At 66.9% G+C, this 17,340-nt stretch carries 18 protein-coding genes and 1 tRNA gene; 6 read left to right on the top strand and 13 right to left on the bottom strand.

The features are described from left to right. Positions 1 to 41 precede the first annotated feature (41 nt). The 4 genes from WU80_RS06475 to WU80_RS06460 form a co-directional block, all read right to left on the bottom strand. The gene (locus tag WU80_RS06475; protein ID WP_197281122.1) at positions 42 to 1,472 is read right to left on the bottom strand and encodes a hypothetical protein; all 1,431 of its coding nucleotides are present in this window, start codon (positions 1,470 to 1,472) and stop codon (positions 42 to 44) included. 219 nt (positions 1,473 to 1,691) lie between these two features. Beyond that, positions 1,692 to 3,728, bottom strand: coding sequence for a hypothetical protein (locus WU80_RS06470; RefSeq protein WP_055400522.1), 2,037 nt, complete (start codon positions 3,726 to 3,728; stop codon positions 1,692 to 1,694). A 108-nt stretch (positions 3,729 to 3,836) separates the two neighbouring features. Further along, a complete protein-coding gene (dcd, locus tag WU80_RS06465) occupies positions 3,837 to 4,409 on the bottom strand; it encodes a dCTP deaminase (RefSeq protein ID WP_055400524.1) in 573 nt (190 codons plus the stop codon). 23 nt (positions 4,410 to 4,432) lie between these two features. Further along, on the bottom strand, positions 4,433 to 5,089 hold the full coding sequence (locus tag WU80_RS06460) for a hypothetical protein (RefSeq protein ID WP_082459743.1): 657 nt from the start codon (positions 5,087 to 5,089) through the stop codon (positions 4,433 to 4,435). A 184-nt stretch (positions 5,090 to 5,273) separates the two neighbouring features. Here WU80_RS06460 and WU80_RS06455 point away from each other — a divergent pair. Both WU80_RS06455 and WU80_RS06450 read left to right on the top strand, forming a co-directional pair. Continuing rightward, positions 5,274 to 5,347: transfer RNA gene (locus WU80_RS06455), tRNA-Gly, on the top strand. Between the two features lie 177 nt (positions 5,348 to 5,524). Then, positions 5,525 to 6,307: a hypothetical protein gene (locus WU80_RS06450; RefSeq protein ID WP_156349441.1), complete on the top strand. Its 783-nt coding sequence runs from the start codon at positions 5,525 to 5,527 to the stop codon at positions 6,305 to 6,307. Here WU80_RS06450 and WU80_RS06445 read toward each other — a convergent pair. The 6 genes from WU80_RS06445 to WU80_RS25275 all read right to left on the bottom strand — a co-directional run bounded on the left by WU80_RS06445 (position 6,304) and on the right by WU80_RS25275 (position 10,179). Continuing rightward, positions 6,304 to 7,149: a DNA adenine methylase gene (locus tag WU80_RS06445; protein ID WP_082459744.1), complete on the bottom strand. Its 846-nt coding sequence runs from the start codon at positions 7,147 to 7,149 to the stop codon at positions 6,304 to 6,306. The genes WU80_RS06450 and WU80_RS06445 overlap by 4 nt on opposite strands. Positions 7,150 to 7,327: 178 nt before the next feature. After that, positions 7,328 to 7,777, bottom strand: a complete 450-nt coding sequence (locus WU80_RS06440) for a hypothetical protein (RefSeq protein WP_055400529.1) — start codon at positions 7,775 to 7,777, stop codon at positions 7,328 to 7,330. Between the two features lie 11 nt (positions 7,778 to 7,788). Further along, positions 7,789 to 8,688 carry a tyrosine-type recombinase/integrase gene (locus WU80_RS26620; protein WP_082459747.1) on the bottom strand — a complete coding sequence of 300 codons (900 nt, stop codon included), beginning with the start codon at positions 8,686 to 8,688 and terminating at the stop codon, positions 7,789 to 7,791. 14 nt (positions 8,689 to 8,702) lie between these two features. Further along, positions 8,703 to 9,251 carry a hypothetical protein gene (locus WU80_RS26615; RefSeq protein WP_082459745.1) on the bottom strand — a complete coding sequence of 183 codons (549 nt, stop codon included), beginning with the start codon at positions 9,249 to 9,251 and terminating at the stop codon, positions 8,703 to 8,705. Between the two features lie 3 nt (positions 9,252 to 9,254). Beyond that, entirely contained in the window at positions 9,255 to 9,383 is a 129-nt protein-coding gene (locus WU80_RS26540) for a hypothetical protein (RefSeq protein ID WP_255353597.1), read from the bottom strand. Between the two features lie 550 nt (positions 9,384 to 9,933). Beyond that, on the bottom strand, positions 9,934 to 10,179 hold the full coding sequence (locus WU80_RS25275; protein ID WP_082459746.1) for a hypothetical protein: 246 nt from the start codon (positions 10,177 to 10,179) through the stop codon (positions 9,934 to 9,936). Between the two features lie 161 nt (positions 10,180 to 10,340). Between WU80_RS25275 and WU80_RS06430 the strand changes: the two genes are divergently transcribed. Both WU80_RS06430 and WU80_RS26325 read left to right on the top strand, forming a co-directional pair. Then, complete coding sequence (locus tag WU80_RS06430; protein WP_055400531.1) at positions 10,341 to 11,507, top strand: hypothetical protein; 1,167 nt, start codon at positions 10,341 to 10,343, stop codon at positions 11,505 to 11,507. A 310-nt stretch (positions 11,508 to 11,817) separates the two neighbouring features. After that, the gene (locus WU80_RS26325; protein WP_156371779.1) at positions 11,818 to 11,970 is read left to right on the top strand and encodes a hypothetical protein; all 153 of its coding nucleotides are present in this window, start codon (positions 11,818 to 11,820) and stop codon (positions 11,968 to 11,970) included. A 33-nt stretch (positions 11,971 to 12,003) separates the two neighbouring features. Here WU80_RS26325 and WU80_RS06425 read toward each other — a convergent pair whose 3' ends face one another. Continuing rightward, positions 12,004 to 12,648 carry a hypothetical protein gene (locus WU80_RS06425; RefSeq protein WP_055400533.1) on the bottom strand — a complete coding sequence of 215 codons (645 nt, stop codon included), beginning with the start codon at positions 12,646 to 12,648 and terminating at the stop codon, positions 12,004 to 12,006. Positions 12,649 to 13,264: 616 nt separating this feature from the next. Here WU80_RS06425 and WU80_RS06420 point away from each other — a divergent pair. Both WU80_RS06420 and WU80_RS06415 read left to right on the top strand, forming a co-directional pair. Beyond that, positions 13,265 to 14,101 carry a carotenoid biosynthesis protein gene (locus tag WU80_RS06420; RefSeq protein WP_055400535.1) on the top strand — a complete coding sequence of 279 codons (837 nt, stop codon included), beginning with the start codon at positions 13,265 to 13,267 and terminating at the stop codon, positions 14,099 to 14,101. A gap of 212 nt (positions 14,102 to 14,313) precedes the next feature. Continuing rightward, positions 14,314 to 15,651, top strand: coding sequence for a lipase family protein (locus WU80_RS06415; protein ID WP_055400537.1), 1,338 nt, complete (start codon positions 14,314 to 14,316; stop codon positions 15,649 to 15,651). Between the two features lie 4 nt (positions 15,652 to 15,655). On the opposite strand, the gene mtnA is transcribed toward WU80_RS06415, so the two are convergent. Both mtnA and WU80_RS06405 read right to left on the bottom strand, forming a co-directional pair. Beyond that, positions 15,656 to 16,621 carry an S-methyl-5-thioribose-1-phosphate isomerase gene (gene mtnA, locus WU80_RS06410; RefSeq protein WP_055400539.1) on the bottom strand — a complete coding sequence of 322 codons (966 nt, stop codon included), beginning with the start codon at positions 16,619 to 16,621 and terminating at the stop codon, positions 15,656 to 15,658. A gap of 21 nt (positions 16,622 to 16,642) precedes the next feature. Then, positions 16,643 to 17,248 carry a cutinase family protein gene (locus tag WU80_RS06405; protein WP_055400541.1) on the bottom strand — a complete coding sequence of 202 codons (606 nt, stop codon included), beginning with the start codon at positions 17,246 to 17,248 and terminating at the stop codon, positions 16,643 to 16,645. Between the last annotated feature and the right edge of the window lie 92 nt (positions 17,249 to 17,340).

Raw genomic sequence — 17,340 nt, 5'->3', positions numbered from 1 at the left:
CGGCAGATGACAGGTGTAATTGCGCCGCTGGCGCCGCCGGGCTAGTGGCGGCCGAAGCCGCCGTGACCTCCGCCGAATCCGCCGTGGCCGCCGCCCAAGCCCGGGAGGCCGGGGATTCCGCCGCCGCCACCGCCACCGTGCGGCCCGTCCTCACCGCCGCCGTGCGGCCCGTAGCCGCCTCCGGGGGGCCCGCCGATGACCGGTCCGCCGATGCCGGGTATCGGCAGCGGGATCGGCACCGGAATGGGCGCCACCGGTGCCGGTGCGGGCGCCGGGGCCACCGGAATCGGGGCGGGCGCCGGCGCCGCGGGAACCGGAACGGGGGCGGGCGCCGGGACCGCGACCGGGGCGGGCGCTTCGGGCGCGGGTGCGGGGGCAGGGGCAGGGGCCGCCGGAGCGGGGACCTGAGCCTCCGGTGCCGGTGCGGGCGCCGCCGGTGCCGGGGCCTCGGCCGGCGCCGGAGCCGCCGGGGCGGGCCGGCTGGGAGCGACGACGACGTTCTGGTTCGGGTTGGGCTGGACGTTGGCCGTGGGCCGGATGGCGATGGCCAGCGAGACGACCAGCGCCACCAGGCCGACGACGAAGACGCCGGCCACGATGCTTCCCACCAGCCGGAACGAGCTGCGCTGGGGGTCGCCGGCGTCGACGAGCGCGGTCGCGCCGGTGTGCGCGCCGGTGTAGAGGTCGTCGGCGTCGTCGGGCACCGCGCTGTAGGCGAGCGCGTCCCTGCTCAACGTCCCCGGGGTGTCGAAGTAGCCGGGCGTGATCCCGAATGGGGCGATGGCGCCGGTGCCCGGGTCCTGGGCGTAGGCCAGCGCCGCGGTGGACGACGAGAAGAGCGGCGCGTTCGCGGAGGCGAGCGCAGCGCCCCGCGCCAGCGCGGTCTCGGGCTCTTCGGGCGCCGACAACGGCAGCGATGTCGCCGCCTCCAGCGCGGGCTTGATCAGCGGGATGTCGATGCCCGAGCCGACGACGAACACACCGTCCGGCCGCGTCTCCAGCGTCTCGGCGTGCGAAACCATCGTGGCCAGCTGGGCCACCGCGGCCTCGTCGTCCGCCGGGAGGGGCTGCCGCTGAACGTCGACGATCGACCCGTCGGCGCTGTTGACGACGGCCAGCGTCGCGGTGTCGGGCTCGATGTAGAGCAGCGCCGTCTGCGCGTAGTTCGTCTGGCTGCCGACGGCCTGCGCCAGGGCGGCCGCGGCCAGGAAGGCCGAGACCAACATCACGTTCTCGACCTTGTGCGCCGCCAGCGCATCCCGCAGGGCGGCGGCCTCGATCGGGTCGGTGAAGGTGACCCCGGTCGAGGCGAGTTGGTAGCCGCCCTCGGCTGCGCCCTCCCGCGTGCCCAGGATCGCCGAAACTACCTGATTCGCCGCGCTGAGCGTTGCGGCGTCGTCCTCGGGCGGGACGTCGAAGTTGTCTTCGTCGACGGTGGCGCCTTCGCCATTCTGGCCTTCGACCAGCACCATTCGGACGGCCGTCGGCGCCATCGACACGCCAAGTACCGTGTCCAAAGCTCCTCCATGGTTCGCTTGCTAGTCCTGATGATGAGGACGTGGCCCGCCGCACCCCGCGAAATCGCCAGAGGTCACTGGGTCCCCACCGTGTTTTTCCCCTAGTAATCCGATTTTACGCGTGTTCGCGACCTTGTGCGCCGCGCGGCGACCGGCCGGGGTAGCCCTCACCGGCTATTTGTGGCTGCCACCGCCTCCGCCACTGTGACCGCCGCCACCACCGCCGCCACCGAAGCTGCCGCCGCCACCACCGCCGCCGCCGAAGCCGCCGCCGCTGTGGCCGCCGCCGAGCCCGCCGCCACCGCCGAGGCCGCCCCCGCCGGGCAAACCGCCGCCCCCAGGCAAACCGCCGCCGCTGTGGCCGCCGCCGGGGATGCCGAAGCCGCCGCCGCCCGGAGCGCCGATGCCGCCGCCCGGTCCGCCGCCGAACAGACCGCCGGCGCCACCGGGCGCACCGCCGCCGGAACCGGGTGACGGGACGTGCCCGCCGCCCAGCCCACCGGGGCCGGAGCCAGGCGGAGGGACGTGCCCACCGCCGAGGCCGCCGTCGCCGGAAGTGGGAGGCGGGATGTGCCCACCGCTCGACCCGCCGGTGCCCGAACCGGGCGCCGGGACGTGCCCGCCGCCCAGCCCACCGGGGCCAGAGCCAGGAGGCGGGACGTGCCCGCCGCCGAGGCCGCCGCCGTCGCCGGAGCCGGGCGCCGGCACATGCCCACCACTCGACCCGCCCGTACCCGAACCGGGCGCCGGCACATGCCCACCGCCCGGGCCGCCCGTGCCCGAATCGGGCGGGGGTTGGTGCGGCGGCGACTGCGGGCCCGTGCCGCCGGACTGCGGCGGCTCCGGGACATGCACGGGCGGTTGGGGCACCACCACCACCGGCGGGGGCGACACGTGCGGCGGCGCCTGGATCACCGGCGGAGTCAGCACGGGGTTGGGAACGGGCACGCGGACCGGGGGCAGGATCACCGGCGCTATCGGCGGAACGACCACCGGAACCGGCACCACCGGCGCCGCCGGCACCGGCGCGGGAATCGGAGGCGCCGCGGGCGGCGGCGGGGCCGCCGGCATGGGCGCGGCGAACTGCGGGGTCATCGGCTTGGGCGCCGCCACCGGCTCCGGCAGGTGGATCTTGGCCGCCGGGGCCGACGCGTCGACGGGCGCCGGCGCCTCCTGCGCCGGAACGATGAGGTGCTGTCCCGGCGTGGGCTGCAACGCGACGGTCCCCGTCGAGCGGATGCCGATGGCGAGCGCGATCTCCAGCGCCAACACCGCGCTGATCCCGGCGACCGCCAACCCGCTACCGATCAGCAGGGCCGGCCGGCGCCGCGGCTGGCTCTCTTCTTGCACGAACAGCTTCTCGATGACCACGGTCGGCGAATCGGCGTCCTCGTCGGGCACCGCGCTGTAGGCGAGCTCGTCGTCGATTCCGAAGGGCGCGTAGAGGTATTCGGGCAGCGAGTGCTGGTCGACGACGCCGGTGCCGGGGTCCTGCGCGTAGGCCAGCGCGGCGGTCGAGGAGGCGAACAGGGGCGCGTTGGCCGCCGCCAGCGCGGCGCCGCGGGCCAGCGCGGTCTCCGGCTCCTCGGGGACGCTCACCGCGAGCGAGGTCGCCGTCTGCAGCGCCGGCTTCAGCGGGGCGATGTCGACGCCCGACCCCACCACCAGCACGCCGTCCGGCGCGGCCGCCAGCTTCTCCAGGCCGCCGATCATGCCGCCGAGCTGCGTGGCGGCCTGGTCGTAGGAGTCGGCGTACAGGGGCTGCTTGTAGACGTCGGGGATGGACCCGTCCGAGGTCTCGACCACCGCCAGCGTCGCGGTGTCGGGCTCCACGAATATCACCGCGGTGCGCTCGTAACCCATTGCGGCGCCGACGTTTTGGGCGAGGGCCGTGGCGGCGAGAAACGCCGACACCAACATGACGTTCTCGATGCGATGGGCGGCCAGCGCGTCGTGCAACGCCGCCGCCTCGAGCTGGTCGGTCCACGTCACGCCGATCGAAGACACCTCCAGCCCGGCGTCGGCCGCGCCCTCCTGGGTGCCCAGGATGGCGGCGAGCACCTGATCCGACGCGCTCGCGGTGGCCGCCTCGTCGGCGGCGGCGACGTCGAACACGTCCTCTTCTACGGTGGCGCCGTCGGCGTATTCGCCTTCGAGGACGACCATTTGGATCGATGCCGGTGCCATCGACACCCCGAGCACGATATCCAAGACAAACCCCTCCAAAGGTATTGCGCGTTGAACCACGGCCTGGCGGAGGAAAAAAACCGTGGCTAACTAAGTATCGCGCAGAACGGGGGCGAGGGCTCCCCGCGGAAGCTATGTAGACCTTATGAAGTTCTGATAGGACCGCGACGGCGTGGGTCCGCGCTGGCCCTGGTACTTGGAACCAACTTGCGAACTGCCGTAAGGGTGTTCGGCCGGGCTGGTCAACCGCAGGATGCACAGCTGACCGATCTTCATCCCCGGCCACAGCGTGATCGGCAGGTTCGCGACGTTGGACAGCTCCAGCGTGATGTGGCCGCTGAAGCCCGGGTCGATGAAGCCGGCCGTGGAGTGGGTCAGCAGGCCCAACCGGCCCAGGGACGACTTGCCTTCCAGCCGGCCCGCCAGGTCCTCGGGCAGGGTGAACAGCTCCAGCGTGGAGCCGAGCACGAACTCGCCGGGGTGCAACACGAACGGCTCACCCTCGACGGGTTCGACCAGCGTGGTCAACTCGTCCTGCTGCTTGGCCGGATCGATGTGGGTGTAGCGGGTGTTGTTGAAGACGCGGAACATGCAGTCCAGGCGGACGTCGATGCTCGATGGCTGCACCAGGGTGGCGTCGTAGGGGTCGATGCCCAACCGGCCGGCGGTGATTTCGGCCCTGAGGTCACGATCGGAGAGCAGCACGCGACGAGCCTAGCCGCTGGCCGTCAGTCAGCCAGATACATCTCCCCACCCTTGGGGTAGCCCCCGCCGGTGGTCGTGACGTGGACGTGGTCGTAGTGGCCGAGCCGGCTCGGCTGCGCTCCGCCCGGCGTGTAGTAGACGCCGCGCCAGATCGCGTCCTGGATCCCGAAGCGCCGCGCGTTCTGCATCACGTACGCGACGATCTCGTCGCCCAGGGCGATGCCGTCGGCGCTCTGCGGGTTGGGGATCATCACGTCGATCGCCAATCCCAGCGGGTGCCAGGGCAGCGGATCCGGTCGCACGCCGCCCATTTCGTGGATCTGGGGGAACTTTGCGGTGATGGCGCGCGAGACCAGGATCGTCCGCACCTGCAGGCCCTGTTCGGGGGTAAGCCCGGCGGGCAGGAAGCGCGATCGGGTGTGATACCTGGACGCCGCGGGCGGCGGAGCCATCCCGTCGCCACGGGACACATCCGACGCGAGCGTGATCGCCATCGGCTTCGCCGAGACGATTTCTAAGCAGCACGCTGAATTGTCTCCAATAACGGGCGCCGCGATGTGTTGGGGGACGAAAGGGCCGACGTCTCCGGCCGCCGCGAAGAACACCGCGGCGGGCCCCAGCGCCGCTGCCAGGACAAGCGGGGACTTCCGCCGCTTCTTGGCTAATCTGTGCCGACCCACCCCAGGCACATTACGACACGATCACGGAATAATAAACACGCGTCTTCGAATTTGCAGGACAGCGGCCATTTCCGCGGCGGCGGGCATTTGCGCGGCGGGGCCGACGGCCGCGGTCGGGTCGTTGGCGGCCGCCCTACTCGCCCAACGGATCCGCCGCCGGATGCTAGCCTTCCTTGTCGACAGCGCCGATGTAGTTCAATGGCAGAACATCAGCTTCCCAAGCTGAATACGCGGGTTCGATTCCCGTCATCGGCTCCACGGCTACCTCGGGTTTTACCCCGATCTGCGCGCCCGGTCGGGGAAGCGGTCCCTTATCGGTCCCTTGTACCGCGTCCTCGGCGCGCCTGCCACGATGGCGATTGCTATGAATGGCCTGGCATACTCGCCATGCCGCGACGCCGCCTCTCCGACGCCGGGCGGACAGGGGTTTACCAGATGCCAGACGACGGTCTGCCGCTTCGTGATCGTGGGCTCAACGCCGACGAGATGACGGCGCTGAGACTCATCCTCAGCACCTATAGAGACGGCAGCGGCCAGGTTGTCCTGAAGAGCACCGGGGAAACCATGCCTGGCTTTCGCGACTTCGAGCGCGCGCTGGCTGCTGTTACCAACGGCGTCACGACGGAGAACAAGGGCATTTTCGACGTAATCGTGCGGGCATCGCCGCTGCCGTACGGGCTGTCCGCCAAGATGTCGAAGATCCAGCCGGAACGCAACAAGTGCAGCTTCATGGAGCTTGCTAACTCAGCTGCAAAATTTCGGCAGAACCTACTCGATAAGCAGATCAACTGGGTCACAGAACCGATGTTGGCCGGCCCCGAGATCGTGGATCAGGTGACGGGTTGGCACCTCGCCGAGTCAGAAGGCATCGACGTACCGCACAGCAAATACGTCATTCTCGCGCATAACAATCCGTGGACGCAGTTCCAGCTGATTTCCTTCCCACTGACCCTTAAGGTGGCGAATCCCAAGGGCGAGGTCGAATGGCTCATCGAAGGCGCGTCGCTCAACGGCTACATCGACGACAACGGCCGACGCCATCGCCTGTGGCAGTGCTATATGAACTCGGGCGGCCAGCTGAAGTACTACCCACCACTTCACTGGGCTGATTGGATGTCAGCGGCTTTTGCCTTGGAGAAGCCGCCTGTCGGATCGCCCTCCCAGCGCGCACAGGAGTACTTCCCAGAGCTCTGGCCCGAAGGCTTCGGCGATACTTAGGCGGGTTTCACCCACAACACTTCTGTGCGTGCGGCACCCTTCTCGACTTTGGGCGGCTTCAATTCGTAAGTAGCCCAATCGGACAGCATGCCTGCGTAAAGGTCTGTCGCGTAGGCACTTAGGACGACCGGCCCGGGATGCGCGCGGAGTGTGTCGAGCAACTCAACGTGCTCGTCGTCCGTCATTTCGAACCCATACATCGTCTGCGTCCGCGAGCTGTGGACGTAAGGCGGGTCCGCGTATATCAGGCAGTCTGCGCCCGCGTGCCGTTTGATGACTTCGATTGCTGGGCGGTGATCAATTTCCGCGTCGCTGAGCCGCCAGGCAAGTACTCGTAGTTGGTCTGGAACCTTCTGCCAGCGGTGGCTCATCCCGCCCGCCCGCTGCTTGACTCCGCGACTTTTCCAACCGGTTTTCTTCGCAAGATCACTCGCATGGGCTTGCCAGCACCGCACCACGAATCTTCGCGCGTCCTCCACCGAGTCGCCGGTCAGAACGTCCGAGTCGACGTATTCGTCACGTGACCACGGTGTTGCTTCCAGTGCCCAGCAGAGGTCTTCAGTGTGGTCACGAAGCGCACGGAAGAGATTGACGACCGAGCCGTTCGTGTCGTTGATGACCTCATGCGGTGATGGATCCTTCGAGAAGAACACCGCACCACTCCCGAAGAACGGCTCGACATAGTGATAGTGCGGGCCAAAGTGCTGGATGATCGCCCCCGCAAGCGACCACTTGGATCCTGGATAGCGCAACACTGCCGGGGAAGGCCGCGCAGGTGCAGCCTCCACTTCGAGCAGCGAGAGCGTCTCTGCAAGAGCCCCGTTCACTCCGACCTTCGCCACCGATGCACGATCCTCTCGTTGGTCTGCCGCGCCGACTCGCTGGCACCACGTGCTAGGAACCTACCGCTGCCGGTAGGTCGCGCGCTGTGTACGACTCGCCGTTTCCGGCAGAGTTAGTTGCAGCCAGAGTATTCGAACATGTGTTCGAAAGCAAGGGCGCTCGCCAAACCCGCTCCGGCTAAGGCTGAGAACTTTGAATCGCGCGCTCATCGACGCTGCGTGACCGGAGACGTTCGGCGATCATCTCGGCTGGCTCGTCAGGGACCGGGGCGAAGCCGCGCTGGAACTTGTCCAAGGTGAAGTCGGTCTCATGCTGGCGGCTTCGTTCGAATCCGATGAAGAGGGGCTGCTTGACCTCTAGATCGATGCGAATCGGTATGAGGTAAGACCACCTCGCGAGTCCGCCCGCCCACGGTATTTCATTCCTTGTCTTGGGTACTCGAAGCTCGGCAGTAACGGCACCCACCCCGGCGTATCCGCGGCCGCCCAACCAGAAGAGAAGGCGGTCACCGGCTTTGGCTGTGAAACCGAGCTTCGACTTGCCAGGAACTCCCCACAGCTGGGTTGACTTGCAGATGTCCCAATTCTCGGGTTCACCCTTCGAGATAGTGCAGACGAACCATGTCATGCAGTGAGACCTTACGCCCGCGACCTCTGCTTTAACGCCAATGCTTGCCTGCTTAGCGCTACAACGTTTCCGGTGTACGTCGGCTTCGGCGCGGCCAAAGCACCGAGCGCGGCCATGTTCCCCGTGTGGTCGTCGGTATTGATCAGGTGCGCGTAGACGGTCAGAGTCGTCTTGACGTCCCGGTGCCCCATGAGCTCCGCGATGTCGATGGGCCGGATGCCCGCCGCGAGACACAAGCTGGCATAGGTGTGGCGTAAAGCGTGAAATTTCGAGCAATTTGGGAGCTTCGCGGTCGGCGTTAGCCTGTTGGCGCGCAACACCGCTGGCCGGTACACGGCTTTGTAGAAGGTCGCGTGGCGTAGTGGCTGGGTCCAGTCGAGCACGAGTCGCATTCCGGCGTCCTCCACCGACAATTCGGCCAAGGCTTCGGCCTGCCGCCTCGCGCGGGCCTTCGCGGTGGTGCTCGGTGGAGCACCTTCCACACCCGTAGTGGCCGCTCCTGTGTGAGCGGGTGTCGCCCGCACTCCGCTAGGCCGGGGCCGCGTCAGCGACACACCCGGCCACAGCGGCGCGTCGGGTTCGTCGCGGCGGGGGTGCTGGGCGAGGTAGTCCCGCAGCAACGCGGTCGTCTCGGCAGTCAGCGGCACACGACGGTAGCTCTGTTTGGTCTTGAGCGGCCCGTACTCGATGGCTGAACCCTTCGCCCGCGCGGCCTGCTGGACGCGCAGCACGCCTGGCTTCGCCGGGGCGTTCGGGTTCAGCGGCAGGTCCGGGAGTTCGACGTTGGCTATGGTGAGCCCGCCGAGTTCCGCCGCGCGCAACCCCGCCCAGGCCGCGACATGCACCAGGACGCTGTACGGCCAGGGAGTGGCGTTCACGAGCGCGGAAACCTGTGCGGGAGTGAGGAACATGGCCCGATCCACGACTACCCCGACCTGCCGCCGTTGGTGCCGGTCTCGGTGGGGAGCTTGATGTGCTCGGCGGGGCTCTTGGCCAGCCGGCCATCGACCACGGCCTGCTCCAACACCATGCGGACGGTCCAGAAGGCGTGCCGCACGGTGGACGGCTTTTTGCCCGCGTCGGTGAGCCGGTTGACCCACGCCTGGATGTACTCGCGGGTGATCTTGTTGAGCGGGTAGCCACCGAACACCGCGTCAATGCCGAGGGTCTTGCCGTCGCCGCGTCGGGTTGCGGCCGGGGCGAGTGCGTAGCGATGGTTCTCGGCGTTGTTGCGGGTGTCTGCCTTACGGGATTCCAGCCAGATCGCCGCCGCGTCGCGGAACAGCATCTTACCCTTGCCAGGGTCGAAGTCCATGCCCGTGAACATCTCGGCATCGGCTTTAGCGGCGAACGCCTTGGCGTCCTTCCGGGTGCGGAACCCACCCTTGGTGCGCTGAGTACCGTCCGGGGTGTACCAGCGCACCACGTACGCTGTTGTGCCGCTGGCGCGTTTGCGCTTCTGAACGCTTGCCATCGGTCAACCCCTTCGCTGTCGGTTGTTAGCCTGCGCCGCGCGCAGCTCCTCGGCGTAGTACCAACTGCTGTTGCCGTCGTCGAACCGCACGCGGTGCACCATTTCTCCACCGTCGTTGGCCGTCCAGTCCACGGTGCCCACCCAGCCCCGGAATGGCGGCAGTTGTGGCAGACCGGGAACAGCAACACGAACCGGCCGCATTGGTACGGCCAGTACTGCAGCGGCCCCGCCCCGCCACAGGCTGGCGTGATACGCACCCGACAATGCTCGGCCCGCCCGGTAGTCAGCTTCGCTACCCACTCAGTTCGGAACACATGCGCGAACCGGTCATGGTCCTCTGGCCGCACAGCTACGACTGTCGCCGTGCCGACAAAGTGCACGAATGTCGCGGTGTCGTCGTCGTTGAGGTCCATGGTGTTACCGTTGCGATCTACCACATCAACGTCGCCACCCCGTCTGATGGCCAGCCGCAGCTCCCTATGAGTAGTTGCCGCCAGCTTATGTAGCGTGTCCCCGCGCGCGGGGTCGAACAGTTCGGCACTTGGGTCCTGCCTGCCCCAGTTGAACATCTTGGCCACCAAGTCCTGGCCGGCCAATGCCGCACAGGCGATTTCGTTGTTGGGGTCTGACGGTTGGCCAATGCCATGCTTGGCAATAAGCTGTGCGCGGCGTTGGTCGTCCATCACGCGGTCCTATCAGTAGTAAGCGACATTGCCCAATCGAACAGGTCTTGTGTTGAGAACATCAGCGCCCCGCCGACTTCGCGGCTGGGTATCTGGCGCTTGGTCGCGGCGGTTCGAACAAAGTTCAGCGTGACCGGTACGCCGAGCACGGTTGTAAGCCACTCATGCGCGCCCTTCCGCCCGCGTACCGTCAGCAACCGCGACAGCTCTACTCCGTTTGGCGGAGCTTGTTGTGTTTTCGCCATTAGACGTGAACCTCCCTGTGTCGCTTCGACTTTACTCCGGTTATCCCGGCACCGCCCCGGCTAGCCGCTGTTCACCATCGTTGTGTGTTAGGCACGGCTGCAACGCATTTCGCGGCGTAGGCTCTCGCCTAACGCACTAACAACTGCTTAGGACCAACGACATGACACAGGACACTCTGACCAACAGTCGCTTGCATATTTGGGGCGGTTCCGGCGTCGGCGACACTAAGGGTGTTGCGACGCGTGGCGACGTGCTCGTCAACATGACCGCTGACGGCGTTGACCTCAACCAAATCTGGGCGGAGGTACAGGAAGTCAACGCGCTCTGGAACGCCGAACGCAAAAGCATCACCGACATCTTGTCCTTCCAGACCGTCAACGTTGCCGACGCGATCGCACAGTCGATCACGTCTGCAAGTTTTGAAGAGGCCACGGAATTTGGCATCCCTGCAGCGATTCGGCCTCCGAGCGATGTGCTGAAGCTCGGCTACAACTTCAAGGACTGGGACTTGCGGACTTCGTTCACTTGGAAGTTTCTGCGCGAAGCGACCGCCGAGCAAGTCACCGCTCACGTACAGCGCGTGTATGAGGCCGACAACAAGCTGACCACGGGCACCGTGTTCAACCGGTTGCTCAATCCGGCAACGGTGTTGAACGAATGGCAGCACACCTGCTACGGCTTGTGGAATGCGGACGGCATGGTGCCTCCGCCATTCCTTGGCAAAAAGTTCGACGGCTCTCACTCGCACTACTTGACGACGGCCTCAACGGTTCTCGACCCCGCCGACGTGGAGAACATGATTCAGCACGTGTTTGAGCACGGCTACGGCTACCACCCCGCAACACAATTCGTGCTGCTGCTCAACCCGGTGGACTTTGAGACAAGCCAGATTTCGGCGTGGAAGGCGGGCATCGAGATTCGCCCCGGCCAGACGCCGCAATTTGACTTCATCCCAAGCGCGCTGATGCCCGCGTGGATCAGCAACGAGACCATCCACGGCCCCATCCCCAACGCGGAATACAACGGCCTGCGCGTGTGGGGAAGCTACAAGAACGCCTTGGTGATTCAGTCCTACTACCTGCCGCAGGGGTACGCGATCGTCGCCGCGACGGGCGGGCCGAACAGCGACGCCAACCCCGTTGGCTTCCGCCAGCACGTGAACGCGGCATACCAGGGGCTCAGGCACATTCCTGGCCAAGGGCCGTACCCGCTTGTGGATTCGTTCTTCGTGCGGGGCTTCGGCACGGGCACCCGACACCGGGGCGCGGCGGTCGTCGCGCAGATCACCACCAACGCCACCTACACCGCGCCGACGATTGCGACCTAGCCATGGGCCATTACGTACACAACCCAGACCCACAGCCTGACCCGCCCCCGAGCTATGGGCGGTCTGGTGGCGCCTGTGATCCGCTACGGCTACACCGCGACCACGTGGGCGACCAGAGCACCGAATTCTCATGGGGGCCAGGGCCGGTTGCGCCGCACCTCAATGGCCGGCCACCCAGCGAGGGTGGGGTTTACATGCCCCGCAGCCCGCGTGTTGACCCGCCACGGAACGCGGAGCGCGTGGGACGGCCCAGGTGGCACCCCAGGCCGCTGGACGAGGCGCGAGGTCACCCCGGTGAGCAGGTGGCCCCATGAGTCGTGGCCGGGGCGGGTTTTCGGACCCGGTGCCCGCCCTGGCCGCCCCCCACACCAGTGCCGCCGAGCTGCCGGTGCCCCGCGCACACGGCTACGGCCACGCTAGGCCCCGAAGCGGCACACCCAAGTCGGTCGCCGGGGCGGGTTGAGAGGTTGTCGGCCAGACTCCCCGCCCCGGCTGCCTAATCTTTGCGAGGGTCACTCATGTATCGCCAGATCGAATGGTCGAGCGCGGTAGCTGGCATATCCAGCCGGTTGGCGGCTTCAGTGACCAATCGTGCGCACTCTTCTGATCCAACTTTGCGCCCTATCGCAAGCTCGACAAAGCGGGTCACCAGCGTGTCGGCCTTAACGCCGTCATGCCCAAGGAGCATCGTGAAGTAGGCCCAGGTGACCGGCCCTAGTCCCTTGGTGCCGCAATAGGCGCCACGCTGGTCCGTTGAGTTCCGATCGATGTCAGCCGCGTGGCGGGCTCCGACCGAAAGCAACCGCTCCGCCGCAGAGCGAATTACTTCAGGCTTTGTGACGCCGCCGGTCTTTTGTTTGTTAGCAAGCACCTCTTGAAGCCAAGTCGGATCAGCCTCCGCAAGGGTCTTGAGGTCGTCCCACGAGTCCCGTCCCGACGCAACCTCGTATCGCTTCACCGCCCCGCGAACGCCGGTAGTCGATGAGGTGCCGTAACGCGCTCGAATTGAGAGCACCGCGTCGATGAGCGCAAGTTCGACGTTGCCCGGCCAAAGGCCCGGTACGCCGAACATCTCTGGAATGTGCTCATCGATGTACTTCAGCAGCCGCTCAACGTCGCTATCCGCCGTCGTTGTCGCCACGCTTCAACTCCTCCCCTCAGTTGACCGGACACTATCGCGCACATCCGACACGACGCGCCGCATTGCTTCGCACACGTAGGCGGCACGGCCCGTTGGTCCCCTAACGGTCCCTTATACGTAGGCGAATTGTAGACGGACCGGCCCCGACCCCTAGACGTAGCCAGAACCCACTGGTTCGCTGGTAGCGACAGGTTTTGGAGTTGCTAAACGACACTCCTACCAGCGGCTCTCGCTCACCTGTTCGGGCGTAGAAAATACTTCCCAAGCTGAATACGCGGGTTCGATTCCCGTCATCGGCTCCACTTTGACCAGGGCATATAGCCCGGTTCCCGCCCCAGCGAGGCCGGTTGTCCCCCAACGGGTTCCCTTAGTTCGTCACTGAAATACCGCGAGCATCGGCACTGCCTCATGCCGCCGAATAGCTGAGATCCGCAACTCCGGGCGATAGCGTGAGCAAACAAGAATCGGCGTGCGTCGGGCGCCGAACAGCACGGCTAGGAGGGTGCGCAAGGTGACCAGTGAAGAGACCACCCAGCGAGCGCCAGCCGTTACGCAGACGCGATCGTCTCGCCGAACGGGGGCACGGTTGCAGATTCTCTGGGCATCGTGTTGGGTCTTGTTGTTCCTCACGCTGGTCGCCGCGCTGGTTATGGCGGTGCGTCCGTCGCTGGCTGCGCAAGCCGGGGCCGCCCAATTGGGCTTTCTCGTTCTGTTTGTCGTCGTCCATGCGTGGCTGGGCTACTTCGCACGAGGCGTGGCCGCATTCGTCGCCATCGCCGGCGTTGTTGCGTTCGCAATGGAGGCAATCGGTGTCGCGACCGGTTTCCCGTTCGGCTCCTACACCCATCACCTGCCCGGTCCGAAGCCCCTGGGCGTTCCCCCAGTGGCCATCGTCAGCTGGATCATTTTCGGCTGGCTGGCCTGGGCACTGGCCCGGGTGATCATGCGACCCGCTCCCGATGTGGCCGTGGGTAACGCCGAACGCTTTACGACGCCCATCGTGGCGACGTTCATTCTTGGGGGTTATGACCTGGTAAACGACCCCATCGGTGCGACGGCGCACGACTGGTACTCCTATCACCACCCGACCGGCGCGCTGGGAGTCCCGCTGACCAACTATCTCGGCTGGCTGCTGACGGGCTGGCTGATCTTTCAGCTCGTAGCGCTCGTCGAGGCGCGATTCCCCGGGAGCCCCGCCACCCGAACCCGCCCCTATTGGCTGCTGCCGTGCCTGTTCTGGCTTTCCACCGCCACTCAGGTCTTCGCCGCCCTGACCCACCCGCCGGACGGCGTTGCGGTCCGCGGCGGCAAAACCATCCAGATTGCCGACGTGTACGAGTCAGGCGCATCGGCAGCGTTATTCACCATTCTTCTCACGGGAATCATGGCGCTGGTACGCCTCTACAGTCGCCAACCGTCAAAGATCCCTCATTCCCGTACAGAGGAGGCCTGATCGTCGGTGGGTGGGGCCGCAACCGCCCGACTGGTGCGAGTCGTTCCGCGCCAGCGCGTTTCTCGGAAACTGGATGCGCACCGAGCCCACGCCGTAATTCGGCGGGAATTTCGGATGGCCGGTGGTTGACAAACCGGTACCGCGGGTAATGGCTAACTCGGGGCCGCGTGAATGCGTGCCATCAGCGATACGCCGAGGGAGTCGCCACGCCAATGGACAGCTCTTCCGCCACACCAGTGCGCGTCAGCAGCAGCGCGCCGCACGACGCGCTGCGCCGCGGCGAACGGCCGATCTCACCCGACGATGACCCGTTCTACCGGGCGCCACTGGGATACGAGCACGAAGAGCCGGGGACGGTGTTGCGCTCGCGCGACGTGGAGATCGGATTCCTGGGTCTCATCAGTCAACGAGTGAAAGCCACTCAGTTGCTGTACCGCACCACGAATCTGCACGAAGAACCGGAAGTCGCCGTGACGACAGTGCTGGTCCCGGCGCAGCGCGAGTCAGACGTCGCTTATCCGGTGCTCTCCTATCAATGCGCGATCGACGCTGTGGCGTCGCGCTGTTTTCCCTCGTTCGCCATGCGGCGCGGCGCGGGACCGATCGGTGCGTTCGTCCAAGCCGAGTATTTGTTGGTGACGGCCGCGCTGGCCGAAGGCTGGGCGGTTTGCGTACCGGACCACGAAGGCTGCCATGGCATGTGGGGCGCTCCCGTCGAGCCCGGCTACCGGATTCTGGACGGGTTGCGTGCCGCTATGCGGTGCGAGCGATTGGAATTGTCGCCGTCTGCCCCGGTGGGTCTGTGGGGATATTCAGGGGGAGGACTGGCGTCGGCGTGGGCGGCCGAATTATGTGAGCGATATGCACCGGAGCTCAATATCGTTGGCGCCGTTCTCGGTTCGCCCGTCGGCGACCCGGGCAGTGTGGCGCGCCGCCTCAATGGCAGCTTCTTCGCCGGTCTCGCCGCACTGATGATTTCCGCATTGACGCAAGTCTTTCCCGGCGCGCAAAGGGTCGTCGATGAGCACGCGACCGACGAGGGCAAGGCGTTGCTCGACGAGTTGCAGACGATGACGACTGCCCAGGCGGTATGGCAGTTTCGCAACGTCGACATCGGGTCCTACGTCGACATGACGGCCGACGAGCTGTGGGACTTGCCCGAAGTGCGCCACATCTTCGACGAGACCAGGCTCGGCAAGTCGGGGCCCAAGCCTCCGGTGCTGGTCGTACAGGCAGTGCACGACGGAATCATCAGCGTCGACGATGTCGACGCACTGGTGGCTCAGTATGAACGCAACGGCGTGTCGGTCACCTACCACCGCGACCGGTTCTGTGGGCATCTGCTGTTGCATCCACTGTCGGCGCCCATGACGCTGAGGTGGCTGCGCGACCGATTCACGGACCGGCCGATCAACGAGCACAGAACCCGCACGGTGTGGCCGACGCTGTTCAACCCGTCGACGTACTTGGGCATGGTCAAGTTGGGCGTCATCACGGCGAAGGTGGTCCTCGGGCGCAGCGTCGAACGCCAACCGCTGTCGACGACGTGAGGGGTTACGGCGCGTAACGCCCGTGCTCGGTGACGACGGCGGTGATCAGTTCGGCCGGGGTCACGTCGAACGCGGGGTTGTAAACGTCGGCGTCCGGCGGCGTTACGACGGCGCCGCCGAACGTCCGGACCTCGTCGGGCGCGCGTTCCTCGATGACGATGTCGGCGCCGGTGGCGAGCGAACTGTCGACCGTGGACGACGGCGCGACGACGACGAACGGCACGTCGTGATGGCGCGCCGCGATGGCCAGGCCGTAGGTGCCGATCTTGTTGGCGACGTCCCCGTTGGCCGCGATCCGGTCCGCGCCGACGAGCACGCAGTCGACGAGGCCCCGCCCCATCGCCGCCGCCGCGGCGCCGTCGGTCTGCACCCGGTATGGCACGCCCGCCCGCGCCAGCTCCCACGCCGTGAGCCGGGCGCCCTGCAACAGCGGCCGCGTCTCGTCGACGAGCACCGACTCGACCAGTCCGCGTTCGTGCAGGTGCCAGACGACGCCGAGCGCGCTGCCCCACGCGACGGTCGCGAGGTGGCCGGCGTTGCAGTGGCTGAGCAGGCGCAGCGGACGGCGATCACACACGGCGAGAACGACTTCGGCGGCATGTGCCGAGGCGACGCGGTTGAGGCGTTCGTCCTCGTCGAGAATCTCCAGCGCTTCGGCGAGCACGGGTTCGGCGCCGGCGTCGAGCTTCTCGAGCGCGCGCGCCACCCCCCAGCTGAGGTTGACGGCGGTCGGCCGCGCCTTCGCGATCCGTTCGGCCGAGGCGCGCACGTCGCCGCCCTCGCGGGCCGCGAGCACCACGCCGAGGGCGCCCGCGGCGCCCAGCGCCGGCGCCCCGCGCACGGCCAGTCGGCGGATCGCGTCGATCAGCTCGTCGACGGTGCGCAGCGTCAGGACGCGATAGTCGGCCGGCAGCGCCGTCTGGTCGATGATCGTGACCGCGTCGCCGTCCCAGTCGATGGTCCTGCGCACACAGGTGACCCTAGCCGGGGTCTACAGCCTGCCCGCCACGAAGCCCGCGGCCTGATCCACCAGACCGGAGCCGATGTAGGAGGGTTGCAGGTGCGCCGGCCAGTTCGTTCCCCTGCCACAGATGGGGTCACCGGCCGCGCACTGGTCGATTGTCTTGCCCGCGAACGCCGGTCCGACGCCGTGGGTGCCGTTGCCGAACAACGCGACCGCCGCGACGTGCTGGTCGGTCCCCGGTGGCAGCCCGCCCCACAGCGCGCGGTCCACCACCTCGGCGCCCAGCGAATAGCCGCCGAGCACGATCCGGGTGTTGGGGCAATCCCTGGCCATGGATTGCACGTGGGCGCTGATGTCGTTGGCGCCGCCGCCGGTGGTGATGTTGGCGGGATAGTTCACCCCGTACACCCCGATCGACTTATTCGTCTTGGCGCGCAGCGAATTGACGAGCGCGTCGCCGACCGCGCCGACGCCGGGTGGTTCCTCCCGGCCGCGGGCGAAGACCACCTCCGCGTCGGGGCACGCCGCCGACGCCAGGGGCACCGACGAGATGGGGAGGGGCGCGGCCGCCGGCCCAAGCGCCATCGCGCCGGCGACGATGACAACGGACGGCACGCTCGCGACGAGCCTCATAACGCGATATTACGGAGTTTGTCGAGGCGTCGCCGATGCTATGTGTGCGCTGTGACCGCGCCGAGCGACACGGCCTCGCGGCGACCCGGCAG

This window comes from Mycobacterium sp. UM_11 (assembly GCF_001414075.1).
GTDB lineage: Bacteria > Actinomycetota > Actinomycetes > Mycobacteriales > Mycobacteriaceae > Mycobacterium.
Note: the sequence above shows the minus strand (reverse complement) of the source record. Positions and strands in the feature narration are given on the sequence as shown.

What these genes read in the sequence shown, in the direction of transcription:
- WU80_RS26615 (WP_082459745.1), bottom strand. Translation starts at nt 9,251, where the DNA reads ATGGCAAGCGTTCAGAAGCGCAAACGCGCCAGCGGCACAACAGCGTAC.
- WU80_RS06475 (WP_197281122.1), bottom strand. Translation starts at nt 1,472, where the DNA reads ATGGTGCTGGTCGAAGGCCAGAATGGCGAAGGCGCCACCGTCGACGAA.
- WU80_RS26620 (WP_082459747.1), bottom strand. Translation starts at nt 8,688, where the DNA reads ATGTTCCTCACTCCCGCACAGGTTTCCGCGCTCGTGAACGCCACTCCC.
- WU80_RS06405 (WP_055400541.1), bottom strand. Translation starts at nt 17,248, where the DNA reads ATGAGGCTCGTCGCGAGCGTGCCGTCCGTTGTCATCGTCGCCGGCGCG.
- WU80_RS06440 (WP_055400529.1), bottom strand. Translation starts at nt 7,777, where the DNA reads ATGACATGGTTCGTCTGCACTATCTCGAAGGGTGAACCCGAGAATTGG.
- WU80_RS06430 (WP_055400531.1), top strand. Translation starts at nt 10,341, where the DNA reads ATGACACAGGACACTCTGACCAACAGTCGCTTGCATATTTGGGGCGGT.
- WU80_RS06450 (WP_156349441.1), top strand. Translation starts at nt 5,525, where the DNA reads ATGCCAGACGACGGTCTGCCGCTTCGTGATCGTGGGCTCAACGCCGAC.
- WU80_RS26325 (WP_156371779.1), top strand. Translation starts at nt 11,818, where the DNA reads ATGAGTCGTGGCCGGGGCGGGTTTTCGGACCCGGTGCCCGCCCTGGCC.
- WU80_RS06415 (WP_055400537.1), top strand. Translation starts at nt 14,314, where the DNA reads ATGGACAGCTCTTCCGCCACACCAGTGCGCGTCAGCAGCAGCGCGCCG.
- WU80_RS25275 (WP_082459746.1), bottom strand. Translation starts at nt 10,179, where the DNA reads ATGGCGAAAACACAACAAGCTCCGCCAAACGGAGTAGAGCTGTCGCGG.